Genomic DNA, 21,873 nt, shown 5'->3' with positions numbered 1-21,873 from the left:
CCGCGTTCACTCGGATGGCGGATCTACGGGCTGTACCGGAGGAGCCTTCCACTGGATTCGGGTGGGCAATCCGGCGCTTTGTTAACTACTAGGACGTAGCCGTGCGGACAAGCACACGGCGCCCACAAGAAACCGGCCCCGTCCTTGTGGGGCGGGGCCGGTGGGCCGGGGGCGCGCGGAAGTGCGGGTGCGGCGCGCGGTGTCCGGCGCGCGGGGTGTACCGGGTCGCGGCGTTCCGGCGCGTCCGCGTCAGCCCTGCGGGGAGGCCGACTGCTCCTCCGTGTCGCTGGACCACACCTGCCACGGCTGACGCATGACCCACTCGTCCACCGGGGCCGGCTCCACCGCGAGGACCTCAGCGGAGACCCCGTCGTCGTCCGCGAGCAGCAGCGGGTCGGCGCCCGTCGCCATGTAGTGGTAGATCCCCGCGACTCCGGCCGCCGCGGCCGGCCCCAGGAGCCGGGCCAGGCCGCGCTCGAAGACGTCGGGCGGCAGCGGCAGGTACTGCACCGACCTGCCGAGCCCCCGGCCGAACGCGGCGGCCAGCTCCGCGCCCGTCAGCGAGTGCGCGCCGCCGATGTCGAACGTCCGCCCCTCCAGGCCGTCCGTGGTCAGCGCGGCGAGCACCGCCCCCGCCAGGTCCCGGTGCGAGAGCCAGGCCGTCGGCGCGGACGCCGGCAGCGGATAGGCGAGGACGCCCTCGTCGACCAGGGCGGGGCCGTTCCACGGCGAGAAGAGGTTGTCCAGGTACACCGGCGGCCGGACGACGACCAGCGGGATCCCGCTCTCCCGGAACACCTCCTCGGCGATCCGCCGCGTCTCGAACGCGGCCACGGACGTCGGGCCCTGCGGGATACGGGTGTTGGAGTTGTAGACCATCCGCACGACGCCCGCCTCGACGGCCGCGTGCGCGATGTTCCGGGCGTACAGGCGGACGCGTTCCGGCTCGTACACCAGCGGCAGCACGACCGAGGCGTGCGTCATGCCGTCGAAGAGCCGGCGGACGTCGGCGGGCCTCGCCAGGTCGCCCGCGACGAAGGAGGCGCCCGGCAGCGGCGGACGGTCGCCGGCCGGACGCCGGGTCAGGGTACGCACCTTGTGGTGCCGCTCGGTCAGCAGGCGAGCCACCGCGCCGCCCTGGAAACCGGTCGCTCCCACGACGGCGACCCGCATCGGAATGTGACTGGACATGTGTGTGAAGGGCCCTTCGATAGGCTGTGACGGCTGCCGTGACGGCACTCTCAGGCTGGCGGCGGCGGCTTCGGCCGTTCAATTAACAAACCGGGGCGGAAGTTGAAGGATCGTCCATGGAAAACGTGCGAACCGATCGTGACGACCGACGTGAGGACCAGCGCGACGAGTGGGGCACCGACCAGCCCCGCGAGCAGGGCCGGGAACGCCGCCGCACCCCGTGCGAGGAACGGCGCGGGGACCGCTGCGACGAAGAACGGGACGACCTGCTCAGCGAACTGCTGAAACCGCTCCGGCTCACCGGGGTCTTCGACAGCCGCTGGCACGTCCGTGCCCCGTGGGCCATCGAGGGCGACGCCGAGCAGAGCTGTGCCGTCCTGCACTACATCGTCGAGGGCGGCTGCTGGATCACCGGCGACGGCCAGGCGCCGCTGGAGCTGCACGCCGGCGACCTGATCGTCTTTCCCACCGGCATCGCCCACCGGCTCTCCGACCGGCCCGACCGCCAGGGCGTGCCGCTCAAGGCCGTCCTCCCCGAGCGCCAGCCCGGCACCTCGGGCGAGATCGTCATATCGGGCGACGGGGCCGTCAGCCGGCTGCTCTGCGCCGGACTCCACTACGACGCCAGCGCCGCCACCGGCCTCTACACCTCGCTGCCCTGGGCACTCGTCCTCGACGGCGCGCAGGTCGACCGCGAACCGCTGCTGCGCGACACCCTGCGGCTGCTGGCCGCGCCCGACCGGCCCGTCGGCCCCGGGGACCGTCTCATCACCCTGCGCGCCTTCGAGATGGCCCTGGTGCTCGCGCTCCGCCCGCTGCTGCGCGAACTCGCCGACAACCCCGCCACCCTGCCCGTGCTGCGCCATCCCGGCATCAGCCGCGCGATGGTGATGATCGCCACCCGGTACGCCGAACCGTGGACGATCGAGTCCCTGGCCCGCGAGGTCGGCATGTCCCGCTCGGCCTTCACCGCGGCCTTCCGTGAGCTCGTCGGCGAGGCCCCCGCCCGGCACCTCACCGGACGGCGGATGCAGGAGGCGGCCCGGCTGCTCACCGAGACCTCGATCCCGCAGTCCGCCGTGCCGCCGCGCGTCGGCTACCAGAGCGCGGTCGGCTTCCACCTGGCCTTCCGCAAGTGGTTCGGGATGACTCCGGGGGAGTACCGCTCCGGCTACGACCACGCCGCCTGACGGCCGCCGCCCCGTCCGGCCACGCCCGATGCGGTACGAAAACCGCATTCGCCGCATTCGGCTGGCCGGTTCTTAAGGACCGCTGGACGGACGTTCATTGCCCGGGTGCCCCGGGCCGGACAGGCTCGGGACGGCAACAGCGGCGGCACAGGATGAGAGGCGACAAGCGGTGACGAGGTCCGGGCACGAGTATCTGGAGGCGCTGCGTGACGGGCGCGAGATCTGGCTCGACGGCGAGCGGATCAAGGACGTCACCACGCATCCCGCCTTCCGGGCCACCGCGGCCTCCTTCGCCGGGCTCTACGACCTCGCCCACGACTCCCCGCACACCCCGCTGCTCGTCCAGGGCGGGGTGCACCGGGCGTACGCCGTGCCCCGCTCGTACGAGGACCTGGTCGCCCGCCGACGGGCGTACAAGGTGTGGGCGGAGGCCGGTTACGGCTTCCTGGGCCGCACCCCCGACTACATGGCCTCCGGCGCGGCCGGGTTCGCCGCCCTGCCCGGGGTCTTCACCACCGACGGCTTCGACGGGGCCGCGAACGCCCTCGCGTACCACCGCAGGCTCGCCGAGGGCGACCTCCACTGCGCCTTCACCCTCACCGACCCGGCCTCCGGACAGGGCGAGGACGACCTGACGGTGCGGGTCGTGGCGGAGCGCGACGACGGCATCGTCGTCCGCGGGGCCAAGACCATCGGCACCGGTGCGGTGTTCGCCGACGAGATCCTCGTCGGCACGATCGAACCACTCGCCCCCGAGCACACCGCACGCGCGCTGAGCTTCTCGATCAGGGCGGACACGCCCGGACTCCGGCTGATCTCGCGGACCTCCTACGAGGCGGGCGCGCGCTCCGTCTTCGACCAGCCGCTGTCCGCCCGCTACGACGAGAACGACGCGATGCTCGTGTGCGAGGACGTGTTCGTCCCCTGGGAGCGGGTGCTGACGTACCGGGACGTGGACGCGACCGCCGCGATGTGGTGGCGCACCCCCGCGTACCTGAACTTCGTGCACCAGTCGGCGACCCGCTTCTGGACCAAACTGGAGTTCCTCACCGGCCTGGCCATCCTCGTCGCACGCTCGAACGGCACCGACGGGGTGCCGGCCGTCACCCAGGCGATCGGCCGGCTCCTCGGCATGGTCGCCCAGGCCAAGGCCTTCGTGCTCGCGGCGGAGGCGTCGTGGGAGCCGGTCGACGAGGGGCGGGGCGGCGTCCGGCCCGGGCAGGAGATCTCCTTCGCCCAGCGGATCATGGCGGGCGAGCTGTATCCCCGGGCCGTCCAGGACATCAAGCTGCTCGCGGGCGGGGCGATCATCCAGCAGCCCGCCTCCGGCCGCGATCTGCTCCACCCCGAACTGGGACCCCTCGTCCACCGGTACTTCCGTACCCCCGGCCACCCGGCGGAGGACCGCCTCAAGCTGCTCAAGCTCGCCTGGGACGCGCTCGGCTCGGAGTTCGCCGGCCGCCACGAGCAGTACGAGCGCTTCTACCAGGGCGCCCCGCACGTCTACCTCACGATGCAGACCTGGGCGGGCGCGGCCGACGACTGCACGTCGCTCGCCCAGGCCTGTCTGGACGGCTACGACCTCGGGACCACGCGGTGAGGCCACGGGCGCCCCGGGCGGGGCGGCGGGCCACCCGGCGGGCCGGTCCCGCCGGCGCCCGGCGCCCCGCCACCGGGACCCCCGGGGACCGGCCGGCCCGCGGGCGGCCGCGCCGGCCCGAGACCACCGCCGGCCCCGGCCCCCGCCCGCCGGTCCGCGGAGGCGCGCGGTGAGCGGCGGGCGATCCTCGCGCGGCGCGCTCGTCCTGCTCGCCGCCACGCAGTTGCTGCTGATCCTGGACACCGCGATCGTCAACGTCGCGCTGCCCTCCGTCGGGGACGACCTCGGCGCGGGCTCGGCCGGCCTGTCGTGGGTGGCCAACGCGTACCTCATCACCTTCGGCGGGCTCCTGCTGCTCGGCGGACGGGCCGCCGACCTGCTCGGCCACCGCACGCTCCACCTCGCCGGCCTCGGGCTGCTCGCCGCGGCCTCCGCCGCCGGCGCCCTCGCCCCGCACCCGGACGTGCTGGTCGCCGCCCGGGCCGTCCAGGGGGCCGGGGCCGCCCTCGCCGCCTCGGCCGCGTTCGCCCTGCTCCTCGTCCTCTTCCCCGACGGACCCGCCCGCCACCGGGCGCTCGGCGCCTTCGCCGCGATGGGCGGGCTCGGCGGCGTGCTCGGGACCGTGCTCGGCGGGGTCCTCACCGACCTCCTCGGCTGGCGCTCCACGTTCTGGCTCAACGTGGGCGTCGCCGTCCTGCTCGGCGTGCTGGCGCCGCGCGTCCTGCCCCCGGCCGCCGCCCGCCCGCGCGTGCCCGCTCCCGGTGGCTTCGATCTCGCCGGGGCCCTGACGGCCACCGCCGGGCTCGGCTTCGTCGCGTACGCGCTCGTCGGCGCCGGCGACTCCGGATGGCTCTCCGGCCGGACCCTCGGCACGGGCGGCGCGGGCCTCGCCCTGCTCGCCGCCTTCGCCGTCATCGAGGCGCGCACCGCCGTCCCGCTCGTCCCACCGGCCGTGCTCACCCGCCCGGCCCTGCGTCTGGCCAACACCCTCGGTGCCCTCGGCCAGATGGCGATGTTCCCGATGTTCTTCCTGGTCAGCCTCTACCTGCAGAGCGTCCTCGGGTACGGGCCGCTGGGCGGCGGGCTCGGCCTGCTGCCCCTGTCGGTGGTCGTCGTCGCGGTCGCCCCGCAGACCGGCCGGCTCATCTTCCGGATCGGCCTGACCCGGACCATGGTGCTCGGCTTCGTGCTGCTGTGCGCCGGCACCCTGTGGCTGGCCCTCGCGCTGGACCCCGACGGCACCTTCGCCACCACCGTCCTCGCACCGAGCCTGCTTCTCGGCGTCGCGCTGCCGCTGGTCATGGTCACCACCAACGTGGCCGCCACCGCCGAGGCCGGCCCCGAGGAGACCGGAATCGCCTCCGGGCTGGTCAACACCAGCCAGCAGTTCGGCGCGGTGCTCGGTCTCGCCGTCCTGGTGGCGATCGCCGCCGGCCGCACCGAAGCCGCCGCGGCCCAGACCCCCGGATTCCGGGCCGCGCTGCTCGTCGGCGCCGCCTTCGCCGCGTCGGCCGCGCTGCTCGCGGCACGGCTCCGCCTGCCCGCCCCCGCCCCGGCGCCCAGGCCCCGGGACAGGGTGTCCGACCCACGGTGACCACGTGGGTGACCGCATGTGACCTCGGCGCGTGAGCCGCGGGGCGCGCGGGTGCGGAGACCGAGCGTCGCCGCACCCACCGGGCGCCCCCGCGGCGGACCGAGTCCAACAAAACACAGAGGGGCATTCCGTTGACCCTGTACGACCTCGTCGCGCCCGGTCTCGAAGAACGTGGGGACCCGCGTTACCGCATCGCCGACATATGCGCCGCCGACCCGCTGGGCGCCGACGCCCTCCTGGCCGCGCTGCCCGCGATGAACGCCGACGCCGACGTCGCCGCGCTCACGGTGGCGCTGCGCACCCTCCTGCCGGACCACGACCGGGCCGCCGAGTGGAACGTGGTGGCCGCGCTCGCCGCCATGCGCGACCTCGGCATCGTGCTCGGTTCGCTGAAACGTCACGGCGTCCAGCCCGCCGAGGCCGTCCCCGACGTCGTGCCGATCCTCGAACTGCTCGGCCGGCGGACCGACATGGTGCCCCGTGACACCGTGCACCACTACACCACCTGGAACCCGGCCGGCCCGCGCCGGCGGACCTACACCGGCCACCCCATGGAGACGGACCTCCAGGAAGCCGTCCGGATGGCGTTCCCCGGCCTCGTCGCCGCCCTCGACACCTGCGCGCGGGTCGCCTGCCTCGAACCGTACGACCCCGGCTTCGCCACCGCCCTCGACCGGACCGCCCACCACGTCCGGTCGATCGTCGACTCCATCGACTTCACCGCCTCGAACATCTCCCCGGAGTTCTTCGCGCTGACCCTGCGCCCCTACTTCGAGGAGGTCGACGTCGCCGGGCGCTCCTACCTCGGTCCCGCCGCCGCCCAGGTCCCGCTCTGGCTGGTCGACCTGACGCTGTGGCAGTGCGACCGCTCGGACGCCGCCTACGACACCTTCCTCGCTGAGTCGCTGCCGTACAGCCTGCCGTCCTGGCGCGAGTTCCACGAGCAGTACGCCGGTGGTGTCTCCGCCGTCAGCAAGCTCTCGGCGGCCCTCAGTTGGGAGAACGCCGAACGGCTGCCCCGGGAGCTGGCCGCCTCCGCGCTCGCGCTCGGCCGGGTCCTGAAGATCCTCAAGACCTTCCGCGCCCGCCACATCGTCATCGCCCGCAAGGCGTACAGCGACGACCTCCGGCTGTACGAGGAGGGCAGCGGTGGTGCGCCCGTCGCCCTGCTCCGCTCCATCCTGGACCTGACCCGCGACAACGAGACCCTGGTGCGCCAGGCCACGAGCGGGCGCCCAGGGCCCCGGTCCGGCGCGCCCGCTGCCCGTGCCGGCTCGTCGGCGGTCTGAAGGAGAACCCGATGAACCTCCGCACCCCCTACCCGCGTCTGCTGCCGGACCTGACAGATGTGCCGGGTCCCGCCGCGATCGACCTGACAGACCTGCCCGGCCCGACGGACCCGATCCGCACGGCGGACGGGCCGCACGGAGGACCGGACGACGGGCTGCACGGTGTCCTGCGCGGCGGACCGCACGACGTCCTGCGCGGCGGACCGCACGACGTGATCCACGACGGGCTGCACGACGTCCTGCCGGACGGCGGGCGCGACCTGCCCGGCCTCGGACTCCTGCACATCGTCGTGGCCGGCGGCGGCATAGCCGGCCTGACCGCCGCGCTCGCCCTGCACGCCGCGGGATTCGGCCGGGTCACCGTCGTCGAGTCGGTCCGCACCAGCCTCCCGGTCGGCGCCGGCCTCAACCTCATGCCGAACGCCGTCCGCGAACTCGACGCGCTGGGCCTCCAGAGCCGCCTCGAAGCCGGCGCCCTGCGCACCCGGGAACTGCGCTACTACCACCGCTGCGGAGCCCTGATCTCCCGCGAACCGCGCGGACTCGGCGCCGGCTACCGCTGGCCCCAGCTGTCCGTCCACCGCGGCCGGCTCCAGCAGGTCCTCGCCGACGCGGTACGCGAACGGCTCGGCCCGGCGGCCCTGGTCACCGGCGTCCGGGTGACCGGAGTCGAGATCCTGCCCGACGGCCGCCCGCGCATCCAGCTGGAGCACCGCGACGGCGCCACCCGCGGCCGGGCCTCCCTCGAACCCGACGTGCTGATCGGCGCCGACGGCATCCGCTCCACCGTCCGCGCCGCGCTCAACCCCGCTGAGGGCAGCCCGCCCTGGAACGGCACGCTGGTCTGGCGCGGCGTCTCGCGCCTGCCGGCCCGCGCCGTCGGATCCTTCATGTTCATCGCCGGCGACGACCGCCAGAAGGCCGTCGTCTACCCGATGACCAGCCCCTCCGGCCCGGACGACGAGGTCCTCGTCAACTGGGCCCTCGCCCGGCCCGCCGAGAGCGCGGAGGAACGGCACCGCGGGGACTGGAACCGGCCGGTCGACGTCGACTCCTTCCTGCACCACTACGAGGGCTGGGAGTTCGGCGGCGTCAGTGTCCCCGAGGTCCTGCGCGCCGCCGACACCGCCCACGCGTACCCCATGGTCGACCGCGACCCCCTCGACCGGTGGAGCCACGGCCGCACCACCCTCATCGGCGACGCGGCCCACGCCATGTACCCGATCGGCTCCAACGGGGCCACGCAGTCCGTCGTCGACGCCCGCGCGCTCGCCCACGCCCTGGCCCTGCACCGGGACCCCACGGAGGGACTCGCCGCGTACGAGGCGGCCCGCAGGCCCGCCATGACCGCGCTCCAGCAGGCCAACCGGCGCCTCGGCCCCGAGGTCGTCATCAATCTGGCGCACCAGCGGGCCCCGCACGGCTTCACCGACATCCACCAGGTGATTCCCGCCCCGGAGCTGGCCGAGATCGCCGCGCGGTACGCGGCGACCGGCGCCTTCGACCCCGTCGCCGTCAACCAGGGCTCGCCCTACGACACCCGAACGGGCGATATCCCGGTCGGCGTGACTCGCTGACGCCCCGTCCGGGCCACGGCACGACCCCCGCGCGCCGTGGCCCGGAAGGACGACGTGACCTACCGTCTGTGGGGTGCACAGCCGGATGCACAGCGTGGTGCGTCCACTCCGCTCCGTACTCCCCTGCGAAGGTGGAACACGTGAAGGCAATCCGTCGATTCACCGTGCGCCCCGTCCTCCCCGACACCCTTCGACCCCTCAGCGATCTGGCGCGGAACCTGCGCTGGTCCTGGCACGAGCCCACCCGGGAACTCTTCGCCTCCGTCGACCCCGGCACCGCGCCGGGTCGCCGCAGCGAGGACACCGACCCCGTCCGGCTGCTCGGCTCCGTCTCCGCCGCCCGCCTCGCCGCCCTCGCCGCGGACCAGGACTTCCTGGCCCGGCTGCGGGCCGCCGCCGAGGACCTCGACCACTACCTGCACGCTCCCCGCTGGTACCAGCTCCACCAGGAGCCCGGCGGCGAGCTGCCCTCCTCCCTCGCCTACTTCTCACCCGAGTTCGGCGTCACCGCCGCCCTGCCCCAGTACTCCGGCGGTCTCGGCATCCTCGCCGGAGACCACCTCAAGGCCGCCAGCGACCTCGGCGTCCCGCTCATCGGCGTCGGCCTGCTCTACCGTCACGGCTACTTCCGCCAGTCCCTCTCCCGGGAGGGCTGGCAGCAGGAGCACTACCCCGTCCTCGACCCCGGCGAGCTGCCCGTCGAGCTGCTGCGCGAGACCGACGGCACCCCCGCCCGCGTCACCCTCGCACTGCCCGGCGGCCGGAGCCTGCACGCCCACATCTGGATCGCGCAGGTGGGCCGCGTCCCGCTGCTCATGCTCGACTCCGACGTCGAGGAGAACGCGCCCGGCGAGCGCGAGGTCACCGACCGGCTGTACGGCGGCGGCAGCGAGCACCGGCTGCTCCAGGAGATGCTCCTCGGCATCGGCGGCGTCCGCGCCGTCCGCACCTACTGCCGGCTCACCGGCACCCCCGACCCCGAGGTCTTCCACACCAACGAGGGCCACGCCGGCTTCCTCGGCCTGGAACGCATCCGCGAACTGGCGGGCGACGGGCTCGCCTTCGACGCCGCACTGGAGACCGTCCGCGCCGGGACGGTCTTCACCACGCACACCCCCGTGCCCGCCGGCATCGACCGCTTCGACCGCGGGCAGGTCGCCCGCCACTTCGGCGAGGACGGCGAGCTCCCCGGCGTCGACGTGGGCCGGATCCTCGCCCTCGGCGACGAGACCCCGCTCGGCGGCGAACCCGGCCTGTTCAACATGGCCGCCATGGGGCTGCGCCTGGCCCAGCGGGCCAACGGCGTCTCCACCCTCCACGGGGCCGTCAGCCGGGCGATGTTCGCCGGGCTGTGGCCCGGCTTCGACGCCGACGAAGTGCCGATCACCTCGATCACCAACGGCGTCCACGCGCCGACCTGGACCGCGCCCGAGGTCGGCCGGCACGGGCCGGGCCGCGACGGGGACGAGCCCGACGACCGGGCCCTGTGGGAGCTGCGCCGCACCCTGCGCGAACAGCTCGTGGCCGAGGTGCGGGACCGGGTCCGGGCCTCGTGGCGCCAGCGGGGCGCCGTGGACGCCGAACTCGGCTGGACCGACTCGGTGCTCGACCCGGACGTGCTCACCATCGGCTTCGCCCGCCGCGTCCCCTCGTACAAGCGGCTCACGCTGATGCTCCGCGACCAGGACCGGCTGCGGTCGCTGCTGCTCCACCCGGAACGGCCCGTTCAGCTCGTGGTGGCCGGCAAGGCGCACCCCGCCGACGACGGCGGCAAGCGGCTCGTGCAGGAGCTCGTGCGGTTCTCCGACGACCCGCGGGTCCGGCACCGCATCGTCTTCCTGCCCGACTACGGGATGGGCATGGCCCGCCGGCTGTACCCGGGCTGCGACGTCTGGCTCAACAACCCGCTGCGCCCCCTGGAGGCCTGCGGCACCAGCGGGATGAAGGCCGCCCTGAACGGCTGCCTCAACCTCTCCGTCCTGGACGGCTGGTGGGACGAGTGGTTCGATCCCGACTTCGGCTGGGCCATCCCCACCGCGGACGGCGCGGCGGCCGCGGACGAGGAGCGGCGCGACGACGTGGAGGCCGCGGCGCTCTACGAACTGATCGAGCGCCGGGTCGCCCCCCGCTTCTACGACCGCGGCGCGGACGGCGTCCCGGCCCGCTGGACGGCCATGGTCCGCGGCACCCTCTCCGGCCTCGGGCCGAAGGTGCTGGCCGACCGGATGGTGCGGGAGTACGTGGAGCGGCTCTACGCGCCCGCTGCCCGGGCCCACCGGGCCCTCGCACCGGACACCGCGCGCGACCTGGCCGACTGGAAGGCGCGGGTGCGCGCCGGCTGGCCGAAGGTCGCCGTCGACCACGTCGAGGCGGGCGAGGACCTGGGTGACGCGGAACTCGGCGCGACGCTCGCGGTCCGGGTCAGGGTGGCGCTCGGCGACCTCCGCCCGGAGGACGTCGAGGTGCAGGCGGTCGCGGGCCGCGTCGACGCGGACGACGCCATCGGCGACGCCCGCACCTGCGCCCTGAAGCCGGCCGGCGGCCCGGACCTGGAGGGCCACTGGCCCTACGAGGGCACGCTGACCCTGGACCGTACGGGCCCGTTCGGCTGCACGGTCCGCGTCCTGCCGGCCCACCGGCTGCTGGCCTCGTCCGCGGAGCTGGGCCTGGTGACGCTGCCGGCGGACACGAGGAGCCCGGACGCGGGCGTGCTGCTGCGCTGACGGCAGGCCGGCGCCGATCGGCGCCGGCACGCACGGACGCCCGGAGGGACCGAGTCCCTCCGGGCGTCCGTCAGACCGCCGTCACTCCGTGGCCGGGGTTACGGGAAGGTCAGCTTGAAGCTGTTGATGTAGCCGGTGTCGATCGAGGCCTTGTCCTGGACGCGCAGCTTCCAGGCGCCGTTGGCGACCTCGCTGGAGGCGTTCACGGTGAAGGTCTGGTTGATGTTGTCGGCGCTGCCGCCGGAGCGGTTGCTCAGGCTGTAGACCGATCCGTCCGGCGCGACCAGGTCGACGACCAGGTCACCGCGGTAGGTGTGGACGATGTCCACGCCGACCGCGAGGTTGCTCGGGGCGTTGCCGGTGACACCGGTGACGTTGACCGTCGAGGTCACCGCGGCGCCGTTGTCCGGGATGGACACGTCGGCGGTGTTCTCGAAGACCGTGCCGCCGGGGTTGCCACCGCCGGGACGGGTGCCCACGTTGATGGCGGCCCAGGCGTTCTCGACGGCCGTGACCTCGGGGCTGGTCGCACCGTACAGCGCCTTGGCGACGTCGACCGTGCCGGTGCGGGCACCCGCGTAGTTCGTGGTCGTACCGAACTTGGTGGTGAGCGCCTTGAACCAGATCAGCGCGGCCTTGTCCCGGCCGATGCCGGTGACGGGCAGGCCGTCGGAGGTCGGCGAGTCGTAGTTGACGCCGTTGACCGTCTTCGCGCCGCTGCCCTCGGAGAGCAGGTAGAACCAGTGGTTCGCCGGGCCCGAGGAGTAGTGGACGTCGATCGAGCCGATGCCGGAGTACCAGGCGTCCTTGGACGAGCCGTCCTTGCTGGGCTTGTCCATGTAGCGCAGCGGGGTGCCGTTGCCGCGGATGTCGATCTTCTCGCCGACCAGGTAGTCGCCCTTGTCCTGGGCGTTGTTGGCGTAGAACTCGACGGCCGCCGCGAAGATGTCCGAGGTGGCCTCGTTCAGGCCGCCGGACTCGCCGCTGTACTGCAGGCCGGCGGTGTTGGAGGTGACGCCGTGCGTCATCTCGTGCGCGGCCACGTCGATGGACGTCAGCGGCTTGGAGTTGCCCGAGCCGTCGCCGTACGTCATGCAGAAGCAGCTGTCCGACCAGAACGCGTTGACGTACGCGTTGCCGTAGTGGACGCGGGAGTACGCGCCGACGCCGTCACCGCGGATGCCGCTGCGGCCGTGCACGTTCTTGTAGTAGTCCCAGGTGAGCGCGGCGCCGTAGTGCGCGTCGGCACCCGCGGTCTCCTTGTTCGACGGGGTCCCGTTGCCCCACACGTCCGTGGTGTTGCTGAAGAGCGTGCCGGTGCCCGACGTACCGCCGTTGAGGTTGTACGTCTTGTGGTTGCCGCGGCCGGTGTCGGTCAGCGTGTACGAGGGCGCGGTGCCGAGGGTCACCTGGCCGCTGTACATCGTGTTGCCGGTGCCGGTCTCGATGGCCTGCCACTCGTACAGCTTGCCGCCGGTCTTGGCGTCGGTGACGACGTGCAGCTCGTTCGGGGTGCCGTCGTGCTGGAGGCCGCCGACGACGGTCTCGTACGCGAGGACGGGCGCGCCCTGGGCCATCCAGACGACCTTGCGCGGGGCGCGGTTGGTCTCGGCCTTGCCGGCGCCTTCGGCCTTCGCGGCGCCGAGGGCCTGCCGGGTGGCGGCGGCCGGGGCGACCGTCGCGGTCGTGTCGACGTTCTTCAGCTCCGCGCGGGAGGCCTTGGTGACGCCCTGGGTGGCGCCGGCCTTGGTCTCCTCGACGATCAGGTCGCCACCGAGGACGGGAAGACCCGCGTAGGTGCGCTCGTAGCGCGTGTGGGTCGTGCCGTCCCGGTCCTGGACCACGTCACGGACGACGAGCTTCTCCTGGGCGCCGAGGCCGAGGGCCTTGGCGGTCGCCGCCTTGTCGGCGTCGGCCGCCTTGATCAGCGCGGTGCGCTGGGCGGGGGAGAGGTCGGCCGGAAGCTCACCGGGGTTGGCCTTGCCGACGGCCTGGGCCTTCGGCGCGACGGTCCAGGGGGTGTTCGCCGCGGTGGCGGAGCCGGTCTGCACGCCGGCGGCGAGCATGGCTGCGGCGGCTATCAGAGCGCCGGTCGCGGTGGCGCGACGGCTGGGCGTGGATCTCACGCGAACTCCTTTTGCGAGGGGGGTACCGGCCGACTGGGTGGGCTCGACCGGGCAGAGCAAACAGAGCTTCGGTACGCGTACTTGTGAGGCACGAACGATGGTGCGAACAACCGGTGAGAGAGTCGCAGGAGTGGCGGGCACCTGTCAGGAGCGCGTCAACAAGTTGGCCGGAAATCGTCCGGTGCCCGCAGAGTCGTGTTCGTTAAGCGGACGTTTCCCCGATCATGATCGCGATGCCGTCCAGCGTTCGCCCGAGCCCGAATTCGAAGAGGGTGTCGAGGCTCAACTCGAAATCCGCGCTCCCGGTCAGTCCGTCGAGCAGAGGGTACGAACCGGCCGCCGAGATCGCCTCGAAGCGTGGCTCGTTCCGAGCCATCCACTCGCCGTCCGAGATCCCGCTGTCCTGCTGCGCCTGTTCCTCCAGGTCCGCCGCCATGGCCAGCCCCTGGACGAACGAGAAGATCATCAGGTGGACGTGCAGCTTGTCGAAGGGGCTCAGCGGCGTCGGGCGCAGCGCGGTCAGCACCCACTCCGTGTAGGCCATCGCGTGCGGCGAGGCGATCGGCCTGGTGATGGCGGCCATCGCCGGCGCCATCCAGCGGTGCCGGGTGTGGACCTGCCACATCCAGCGGGCCGCCCTCTCCAGGCCCGTACGCCAGTCGTCCGGAACCGGCCCCAACGGCACCTCGGCGCAGGCCGCGTCGCTCATCAGCCGCACCAGCTCGCCCTTGCCCGGGACATGGCGGTACAGCGCCATCGTCGACGTCGACAGGGCGGTCGCCACCCGGCGCATGCTCAGCGCCGACAGCCCCTCGACGTCGGCGAGTTCGAGGGCCGCCCGGACGATCCGTTCGCGGCTGAGCGCGGCCGGTGGCGCGGCGGGCGAGGTCACGACCGTCCCCACGCCCGGCTCCGGACGGACCAGGCCCTCCTGGCGCAGCACGGCCAGCGCCTTCGTGGCCGTCGCCATCGCCACCCCCCACTCGCGGGTGATCGCCCGGGTGGACGGGACGCGGTCACCCGGGCCGAGGGCGCCGGACCGGATCCGGCGGCGGAGTTCGGCGGCGATGGCGAGGTAGGGCGGCGGCGTCGTCACGGGCGGCGAGTGTACTAGTGCGGCTGATGCCCCGTACACCCTCCTGAGCTGCGCCGATGCGAGGTGTGGCAGGGGTGCACTAGGGCGGGGAGGGCGGTGTACGCGAGAGGGCTGCTTCGCTCCCCGTATGACGCTCACCCCGCCTCGGACCACCGAGCCCGCCGAGCCCACCGACCCCACCCCGGCCACCGGTCCCGACACGACCGGCGACCGCGCCGGCCGCCGCGAATGGACCGCCCTCGGCGTGCTGATGCTGCCCCTGCTCCTGGTCTCCATGGACGTCTCCGTCCTCTACTTCGCCATCCCCGCCATCAGCGCCGACCTGCGGCCCGGAGCCACCGCCCAGCTGTGGATCCTCGACATGTACGGCTTCGTGCTCGCCGGACTCCTCATCACCATGGGCGCCCTGGGGGACCGCGTCGGCCGCCGCCGGCTGCTCCTCGCGGGCGCGGCGCTCTTCGGTGTCGCCTCGCTGGCCGCCGCGTACGCCCACAGCCCGGCCACCCTCATCGCTGCCCGCGCTCTCCTCGGCGTCGCCGGCGCCTGCCTGATGCCGTCCACGCTCGCCCTGATCCGCACCCTCTTCCGCGACGCGGCGCAGCGGGCCAAGGCGGTCACCCTGTGGACGGCCGTGATGGCGAGCGGGATCTCGCTCGGTCCCGTCGTCAGCGGGGCACTCGTCGAGCACTTCTGGTGGGGCTCGGTCTTCCTGGTCAACCTGCCCGCGATGGCGCTGCTGCTGGTTCTCGGACCGCTGCTGCTGCCGAGCTCCAGGGGTACGGCGCACGGCCGCTTCGACCTGGTCAGCGCCCTGCTGTCGCTGGCCGCGCTGCTGCCGCTGATCCACGGCGTCAAGGAGCTCGCCAAGGACGTGCGGCAGCCCCTGCCGGCGGCCGGGATCGTGCTCGGACTGCTGCTCGCGCTGGTCTTCGTCCGCCGCCAGGCCCGCCTCGAACACCCCATGGTCGACCTGAAGCTGGTCCGCCGGCGCGCGTACGGCGGCTCGGTGCTGGCCAACCTGCTCGCCATGGTCGCGATCGTCGGCTTCGCCGTCTTCCTCACCCAGTACCTCCAGTCCGTCCTCGGCCAGAGCCCGTTCGAGGCGGCCCTGTGGAGTCTGGTGCCCTCGCTGGGCGTCATGGTCGCCGCGCCGACGGGCGCCGCGCTGGCCCGGAGCGTGGACCGGGCCTTCGTGATGGGCGGCGGTTTCCTCGTCGCGGCGGCGGGCTTCGGAGGGCTCGCGGTGATCGGCCGCGCCACCCCCCTGTGGGTCCTGCTCGTCGCGTCCGCGGTCTACGCGGCCGGGCTCGTCACCGCCATGACGCTGGCCAACGAACTCGCCCTGGGCGCGGCTCCGCCGGAGCGCGCGGGCTCGGCGGCGGCGGTACTCGAATCCGGACAGGAGCTCGGCGGCGCACTCGGGATGGCGATCCTGGGATCGATCGGCGCGGCGATCTACACGAACGCCATGCCGTCCTCCGCCCCGGCCGCCGCGCGCGAGACCCTCGGCGGCGCCGTGGCCTCACCGGGGCCCGTCCTGGAGGCGGCGCGGTCCGCCTTCGCATCGGCGCTGAACGGGGCCGCGACGGGCGCGGCGGTGGTCGCGGTCGCGGCGGCGGCGGTCGCCCTGACGCTGCTGCGGGGCCGGCAGGCCCCGTGACAGCGCGGCAGTGCGCCGGGCACCGGGTCCGGGCGGGCGTCCCGGAGCGGCCTCCCGGAGCACGCGGACCCGGGCGCCCGGGGACGGGTGCCCTACCTCAGCCCACCAGGCTGTCGCGCCAGGCGCGGTGGAGGGTCGCGAAGCGGCCCTCGCCCCCCACCAGCGCGGCCGGCGTGCCGTCCTCCACCACCCGTCCCGACTCCATCACGAGCACCCGGTCCGCGATCTCGACCGTGGACAGGCGGTGGGCGATGACCACCGCCGTCCGGCCGGCGAGGACGGTGTCCATCGCCCGCTGCACGGCCCGTTCCCCCGGCACGTCCAGCGAACTGGTCGCCTCGTCCAGGATCAGCACGGCCGGGTCGGCGAGCAGCGCCCGCGCGAAGGCCACCAACTGGCGCTGGCCCGCCGAGATCCGGCCGCCCCGCTTGCGGACGTCCGTGTCGTAGCCGTCCGGCAGTCCCGCGATGAAGTCGTGCGCGCCGATCGCCTTCGCCGCCTGCTCGATCTCCTCCCGCGTCGCGTCCGGCCGCCCGATCGCGATGTTCTCGGCGACCGTCCCGGAGAACAGGAACGCCTCCTGGGTCACCATCACGACGCCCCGCCGCAGTTCGGGCGTGGCCAGCTCGGTGAGGTCGACCCCGTCGAGCAGCACCCGGCCCTCGGTCGGGTCGTAGAAGCGGGCGAGGAGCTTGGCGAGCGTGGACTTGCCCGCGCCCGTGGACCCGACCACGGCGACCGTCTGCCCCGCCGGGATCGTAAGGTCGAAGCGTGGCAGCACCTCGCCACCCGTCCGGTAGGCGAACCGCACGCCCTCGAAGACGACTTCCCGGCCCGGGGTCCCGGCCCGGGCGGCCGGCAGCGCGCGCGGCGCCACGGCCTCGGGCACGCCGGGCTCCTGGGCCAGCAGCCCGGCGATCTTGCCGAGGGAGGCGGCGGCCGACTGGTAGGAGTTCAGGAACATGCCGAGCCGGTCGATCGGGTCGTACAGCCGGCGCATGTACAGTACGGCCGCCGCGAGCACGCCGAGCGCCAGGGTCCCCCCGGCGACCCGGTAGGCCCCCCAGAGACACATTCCGGCCACCGCCGTGTTCGCGACGAGCCGCGAGCCGACGACGTACCGGGCCATCTCCAGGAGCGCGTCGCCGTTGCTCCGCTCGTGCCGGTGGTTGAGGACCGCGAACTCGCCGTCGTTGGCCCGCTCCCGCCGGAAGGCACGGACCGGCCGGATGCCGTTCATCGTCTCGGCGAACTTGACGATCACCCCGGCGATGGCCGTCGACCGCTCGTCGAACACGAGGGCCGCGCGCCGCTGGTAGAGCCGAACGAGCAGGTACAGCGGCACGAAGGAGGCGACGGCCACCGCTCCGATGCCCAGATCCAGCCAGAGCAGCATCGCCGAGATGTAGACGAAGGCGAGGACGACGGCGATCAGTTCCTGCAGTCCCTCGGACAGCAGCTCGCGCAGCGACTCCACGTCCGTGGTGGAGCGGGAGATGAGCCGGCCCGAGGTGTACCGCTCGTGGAAGTCGACGCTCAGCGCCTGGGCGTGACGGAAGATCCGCCCGCGCAGGTCCAGCAGCACGTCCTGGTTGATCCGGGCGGCGGCGCGGACGAAGACGTACTGGAGCAGCCCCGCCCCGGCCGCGCAGAGCAGGTAGCCGACGGCGACGGCCACGACCGGGCCGTGGTCGCCCGCGCGGAAGGCGGGCACGCCGCGGTCGATGGCGTACGCGACGAGCAGGGGTCCGGCCTGCACGGCGGCCTGCTGGAGGAGCAGGACCAGCGCGGCGACGGCCACCCGGGCCCGGTGGGCGGCCAGCAGGGAGCGCAGCAGCGCCCCGGTCGCGCCGGCGGCCGAGGGCAGGTCGTCCCGGTCGAACGGGTCGCCGTCCTCGCCCCCGGCGCCGGATGGCGGGGTCCCGGTGGTCGAGGTGGTACCGGTGGCCGGGGTGGTCCCGGGAGGCGCCGCGGTCCCGGCCGCCCGGCCCGCCGGCGGACCGGGCTCCGGCGGCGTCGGGGCGCCGGGAGTCCCGGTGCCCGGGGTGGCCGTCTCCGGCGTCGCGGTCGTCGGCTCCGTCATCGCCGCGTGCTCCCTTCCGCGTGCCGGCCGCCCGCGTTCCGGTCGCCGGCGCCGTCGTCGTGATCGTCGTGCATGTCGGGCGGGCCGAACGCGCCCGGCCCGGGCTCCGCGCCGGACATCAGCCAGGCGTACTCGGCGTGTGCGCGCAGCAGTTCCTGATGGGTGCCCACCGCCGCGATCCGGCCCTCCGACAGGAGCGCCACCCGGTCGGCGAGCATGACCGTCGACGGGCGGTGCGCCACGACCAGCGCCGTCGTGTCGCGCAGGACCTCGCGCAGCGCCGCCTCCACCAGGGCCTCGGTGTGCACGTCCAGCGCGGAGAGCGGGTCGTCCAGCACCAGGAAGCGGGGCCTGCCGACCACGGCGCGGGCCAGGGCGAGGCGCTGGCGCTGACCGCCCGACAGGCTCAGACCCTGTTCGCCGACCTGGGTCGCGGCGCCCTCGGGCAGCGCGTCGACGAAGCCCTCGGCCTGGGCCACGCCGAGCGCCCGCCGCAGCTCCGGTCCGCCGGCCGCGTTCCCCGCTCCCATCAGGACGTTCTCGCCGACGCTCGCCGAGAAGAGGGTCGGCTCCTCGAAGGCCACCGAGACCAGTTCGCGCAGCCGTTCGCGCGGCATGAGCGTGATGTCCTCGCCGTCGAGGAGGATGCGGCCCCCGGTGGCGTCGTGCAGGCGCGGTACGAGCGCGGTGAGCGTCGTCTTTCCGCAGCCGGTGCCGCCGACCAGGGCGAGGGTCTCGCCGGGCCGGATGTGCAGGTCGATCCCGTCGAGCACGGCGGGCGCGTCGGCCGGGGCGTCCGGGTAACGGAAGGAGACGTTCTCGAACCGCACCCCGTCACGGGGCGGGGACGCCTCCCTGGCGGCCGTCGCGGCCCGCGCCATGGCGTCCGCCGTCGGCGAGGTCTCCTCGGGCTCGTCCATCACCTCGAAGTACCGCTCGGTCGCGGTCGCCGCCTCCTGGCTCATCGCCAGCAGGAAGCCGATCGACTCCACCGGCCAGCGGAGCGCGAGCGCGGTCGACAGGAAGGCCACCAGCGTGCCCGCCGACAGCTCGCCGTCCGCGACCTGGACGACGCCCAGGACGAGGGCGGCGCCGATGGCGAGTTCGGGGATGACGGTGATGAGCGCCCAGATCCCGGCCAGCAGCCGGGCCTTGACCAGCTCCGTTCCGCGCAGCCGCTCGGCCAGGTCCCGGAAGGCCAGCGCCTGGCTGCGGTGGCGGCCGAAGCCCTTGACGATCCGGATGCCGAGCACGCTCTCCTCCACGACCGTGGTGAGATCGCCGACCTGGTCCTGGGACCGGCGGGCGACGACCGCGTACCGGTTCTCGAAGAGCGAGCAGAGGATCACGAGCGGGACGACGGGGGTGAGCAGCACCAGGCCCAGGGTCCAGTCCTGGCCCAGCAGCAGGACGTAGCCGGCCAGGATCGTCACGCCGTTGACCAGCAGGAAGGTCAGCGGGAAGGCCAGGAACATCCGGACCAGCATCAGGTCGGTGGTACCGCGGGAGAGCAGCTGCCCCGAGGCCCACCGGTCGTGGAAGGCGATCGGCAGCCGTTGCAGGTGCCGGTACAGGTCGGCCCGCATCCCCGCCTCGACCCCGGCCAGCGGCCGGGCCACCAGCCAGCGCCGGAAGCCGAAGAGCACCGCCTCCGCGATCCCGAGGAGGAGCAGGTACAGCGCGCCGAGCCACACGCCGCCCGGATCGCCCTCCGCCACGGGCCCGTCCACCATCCACTTCAGGACGAGCGGGATGACCAGCGACAGACAGGAGGCGACTATCGCGACGACGGCGGCGGCGAACCAGCGCACCCGCACCGGTCGCACATAGGGCCACAGACGCGACAGCGTCCGCACGGCCGATCGGTCGGGGGAATCCTTGGCAACTGCATCTTCTCCGGGCATCAGGTCCGAGCCTAGGGTTCACCACTGACAACACTCATCCGGTTTTTCTCGCCCGGCGCGCTGTCCGCCCCCCGCCCCCGCCCGGCCCGCGGCGCCCCGGAGTCGTAGGCGCGGTCAACCGATCGGTTGACCGCGATTCGAGCGGGACGGCCGATGCCCGCCGGGCACGCCCCCGGCCACGCTGGGGGCATGCCAACGATCGAAGTTCGGGGCCTGCGCAAGGCCTACGGCGGCCGGAAGGTCGTCGACGGCGTCTCGTTCGAGGTCGCCGAGGGGGAGATCTTCGGAATCCTCGGCCCCAACGGGGCGGGCAAGACCACGACGGTCGAGTGCGTCGAGGGGCTCCGGGTCCCCGACGCCGGGACCGTGCGGGTCGGCGGGTTCGACCCCGTCGCCCAGCACGCCGACGTCACCCGGATCCTCGGGGTGCAGCTCCAGGAGAGCGAACTCCAGCCCAAACTGACCGTCCGCGAGGCCCTGGAGCTGTACGCGTCCTTCTACGAGCGGCCCGCCGACTGGCGCGGGCTTGTCGAGCGGCTGGACCTCGAAGGTCAGCTGACCGCACGGTTCGGGAAGCTCTCCGGCGGCCAGAAGCAGCGACTCTCCATCGCGCTCGCCCTGGTCGGCAACCCCCGGGCCGTCGTCCTCGACGAGCTGACCACCGGGCTCGACCCCCGGGCCCGCCGCGACACCTGGTCCCTGATCGAGGACGTCCGGGCGGGCGGGGTGACCGTCCTGCTCGTCACCCACTTCATGGAGGAGGCCCAGCGCCTCTGCGACCGGATCGCCGTCATCGACAAGGGCCGGGTCGCCGCCCTCGACACCCCCGCCGGACTGATCGGCCGGGCCGCCGTCTCGAAGGAGATCTCCTTCGCCGCCGAGACCCCGCTCGACCCCGCCGAGCTCCACGCCCTGCCGCAGGCCGCCACCGTGGAGACCCGCGACGGCCGGACCGTCGTGAGCGGCACCGAGGCCACCGTCGCCGCCTTCGTCTCGCTGCTCGCCCGCCGTGCCGTCACCGCCCACCAGCTGCGCGTCGCCGACGCCACCCTCGACGACGCCTTCCTCGACCTGACAGGAGCCGACGACCGATGAGCACCCGCGCCACCACCATGGTGCTGAAGACCGAGGCCCGGCTGTTCGCCCGCGAACCCGGCGCGCTGTTCTGGGTGATGGTGTCGCCCACCGTCCTGCTGGTCATCCTCGGCCTGATCCCCTCCTTCCGCGAGGCGTCCGCCGACCTCGGCGGCCGCCGCGTCATCGACCTCTACGTCCCCGTCTCCGTCCTCTTCGCCCTGATCATGTCGGGCCTCCAGGCCATGCCGCCGGTACTCGCCGGCTACCGCGAACGCGGCGTCCTGCGCCGGATGTCCACCACCCCGGTCCGCCCCGCGGCGCTCCTGACCGCCCAGATCGTGCTGCACGCCGTCGCCGCGCTCGTCTCCGCCCTCCTCGTCATCGCGGTCGGCCGGCTCGCCTTCGGCGTCCGGCTGCCGGAGAACCCGGCCGGCTACGCCCTCGCGCTCCTGTCGGCCGTCGCATGCGGCCTCGCCCTCGGCACCGCCGTCTGCGCGGTCTCGCGGAACCAGAAGATCGCCACCGCGATCGGCTCGGTCGTCTTCTTCCCGACGATGTTCACGGCCGGCGTCTGGGTCCCGGTCCAGGCCATGCCGGATACCCTGCAACGGATCGTCCAGTTCACCCCGTACGGGGCCGCCTCTCAGGCGCTCGACGCCGCCACGGCCGGCGGCGGGCCCGGCGGCGCCGCGCTCGGGGTCATGGCCGTGTGGGCGGTCGTGCTGATCGCCACGGCGGTCCGCCGGTTCCGCTGGGAGTGACG

The 21,873-nt window shown here is 73.8% G+C and carries 14 protein-coding genes; 9 read left to right on the top strand and 5 right to left on the bottom strand.

What is annotated here, in order from left to right; genetic code table 11:
- Positions 1-249 precede the first annotated feature (249 nt).
- The gene (locus tag ACGFZF_RS20760) at positions 250-1,191 is read right to left on the bottom strand and encodes an SDR family oxidoreductase (RefSeq protein ID WP_393556071.1); all 942 of its coding nucleotides are present in this window, start codon (positions 1,189-1,191) and stop codon (positions 250-252) included.
- A gap of 116 nt (positions 1,192-1,307) precedes the next feature.
- Here ACGFZF_RS20760 and ACGFZF_RS20755 point away from each other — a divergent pair, with 116 nt between their 5' ends.
- From ACGFZF_RS20755 to glgP, 6 genes are all read left to right on the top strand, one after another.
- Positions 1,308-2,381 (top strand): AraC family transcriptional regulator, encoded by a 1,074-nt coding sequence (locus tag ACGFZF_RS20755; protein ID WP_356608589.1) that lies wholly within the window; start codon positions 1,308-1,310, stop codon positions 2,379-2,381.
- A gap of 169 nt (positions 2,382-2,550) precedes the next feature.
- Positions 2,551-3,981: a 4-hydroxyphenylacetate 3-hydroxylase family protein gene (locus ACGFZF_RS20750; protein WP_393556068.1), complete on the top strand. Its 1,431-nt coding sequence runs from the start codon at positions 2,551-2,553 to the stop codon at positions 3,979-3,981.
- Between the two features lie 169 nt (positions 3,982-4,150).
- Positions 4,151-5,575: an MFS transporter gene (locus ACGFZF_RS20745; RefSeq protein ID WP_393556066.1), complete on the top strand. Its 1,425-nt coding sequence runs from the start codon at positions 4,151-4,153 to the stop codon at positions 5,573-5,575.
- Between the two features lie 131 nt (positions 5,576-5,706).
- A complete protein-coding gene (locus ACGFZF_RS20740) occupies positions 5,707-6,864 on the top strand; it encodes a monodechloroaminopyrrolnitrin synthase PrnB family protein (protein WP_393556064.1) in 1,158 nt (385 codons plus the stop codon).
- An 11-nt stretch (positions 6,865-6,875) separates the two neighbouring features.
- Positions 6,876-8,441, top strand: a complete 1,566-nt coding sequence (locus ACGFZF_RS20735) for an FAD-dependent monooxygenase (protein WP_393556062.1) — start codon at positions 6,876-6,878, stop codon at positions 8,439-8,441.
- 140 nt (positions 8,442-8,581) lie between these two features.
- Entirely contained in the window at positions 8,582-11,164 is a 2,583-nt protein-coding gene (gene glgP / locus ACGFZF_RS20730) for an alpha-glucan family phosphorylase (protein ID WP_393556061.1), read from the top strand.
- A gap of 98 nt (positions 11,165-11,262) precedes the next feature.
- Here glgP and ACGFZF_RS20725 read toward each other — a convergent pair whose 3' ends face one another.
- Positions 11,263-13,290, bottom strand: coding sequence for a M4 family metallopeptidase (locus ACGFZF_RS20725; protein ID WP_393556059.1), 2,028 nt, complete (start codon positions 13,288-13,290; stop codon positions 11,263-11,265).
- 202 nt (positions 13,291-13,492) lie between these two features.
- A complete protein-coding gene (locus tag ACGFZF_RS20720) occupies positions 13,493-14,386 on the bottom strand; it encodes a TetR/AcrR family transcriptional regulator C-terminal domain-containing protein (protein WP_393556057.1) in 894 nt (297 codons plus the stop codon).
- Positions 14,387-14,513: 127 nt separating this feature from the next.
- Here ACGFZF_RS20720 and ACGFZF_RS20715 point away from each other — a divergent pair, with 127 nt between their 5' ends.
- Entirely contained in the window at positions 14,514-16,046 is a 1,533-nt protein-coding gene (locus ACGFZF_RS20715; RefSeq protein WP_393556055.1) for an MFS transporter, read from the top strand.
- 97 nt (positions 16,047-16,143) lie between these two features.
- On the opposite strand, the gene ACGFZF_RS20710 is transcribed toward ACGFZF_RS20715, so the two are convergent.
- Both ACGFZF_RS20710 and ACGFZF_RS20705 read right to left on the bottom strand, forming a co-directional pair.
- Complete coding sequence (locus ACGFZF_RS20710; protein WP_393556053.1) at positions 16,144-18,129, bottom strand: ABC transporter ATP-binding protein; 1,986 nt, start codon at positions 18,127-18,129, stop codon at positions 16,144-16,146.
- Entirely contained in the window at positions 18,126-20,033 is a 1,908-nt protein-coding gene (locus ACGFZF_RS20705) for an ABC transporter ATP-binding protein (protein WP_393556050.1), read from the bottom strand. Before ACGFZF_RS20705 ends, ACGFZF_RS20710 begins: the two co-directional genes overlap by 4 nt.
- A gap of 189 nt (positions 20,034-20,222) precedes the next feature.
- Here ACGFZF_RS20705 and ACGFZF_RS20700 point away from each other — a divergent pair, with 189 nt between their 5' ends.
- Together ACGFZF_RS20700 and ACGFZF_RS20695 are read left to right on the top strand one after the other, a co-directional pair.
- Positions 20,223-21,128, top strand: coding sequence for an ATP-binding cassette domain-containing protein (locus ACGFZF_RS20700; protein WP_393556048.1), 906 nt, complete (start codon positions 20,223-20,225; stop codon positions 21,126-21,128).
- The gene (locus ACGFZF_RS20695) at positions 21,125-21,871 is read left to right on the top strand and encodes an ABC transporter permease (protein WP_393556046.1); all 747 of its coding nucleotides are present in this window, start codon (positions 21,125-21,127) and stop codon (positions 21,869-21,871) included. The genes ACGFZF_RS20700 and ACGFZF_RS20695 overlap by 4 nt, the downstream gene beginning before the upstream one ends.
- The last annotated feature ends 2 nt before the right edge of the window (positions 21,872-21,873 follow it).

It is taken from the genome of Streptomyces sp. NPDC048338, from assembly GCF_043201055.1.
Classification (GTDB): Bacteria; Actinomycetota; Actinomycetes; order Streptomycetales; family Streptomycetaceae; genus Streptomyces.
Note: the sequence above shows the minus strand (reverse complement) of the source record. Positions and strands in the feature narration are given on the sequence as shown.

Coding starts and splice junctions, on each gene's coding strand:
- ACGFZF_RS20735 (WP_393556062.1), top strand. CDS start 6,876: ATGAACCTCCGCACCCCCTACCCGCGTCTGCTGCCGGACCTGACAGAT.
- ACGFZF_RS20715 (WP_393556055.1), top strand. CDS start 14,514: ATGACGCTCACCCCGCCTCGGACCACCGAGCCCGCCGAGCCCACCGAC.
- ACGFZF_RS20755 (WP_356608589.1), top strand. CDS start 1,308: ATGGAAAACGTGCGAACCGATCGTGACGACCGACGTGAGGACCAGCGC.
- ACGFZF_RS20760 (WP_393556071.1), bottom strand. CDS start 1,191: ATGTCCAGTCACATTCCGATGCGGGTCGCCGTCGTGGGAGCGACCGGT.
- ACGFZF_RS20710 (WP_393556053.1), bottom strand. CDS start 18,129: ATGACGGAGCCGACGACCGCGACGCCGGAGACGGCCACCCCGGGCACC.
- ACGFZF_RS20695 (WP_393556046.1), top strand. CDS start 21,125: ATGAGCACCCGCGCCACCACCATGGTGCTGAAGACCGAGGCCCGGCTG.
- ACGFZF_RS20705 (WP_393556050.1), bottom strand. CDS start 20,033: ATGCCCGGAGAAGATGCAGTTGCCAAGGATTCCCCCGACCGATCGGCC.
- ACGFZF_RS20700 (WP_393556048.1), top strand. CDS start 20,223: ATGCCAACGATCGAAGTTCGGGGCCTGCGCAAGGCCTACGGCGGCCGG.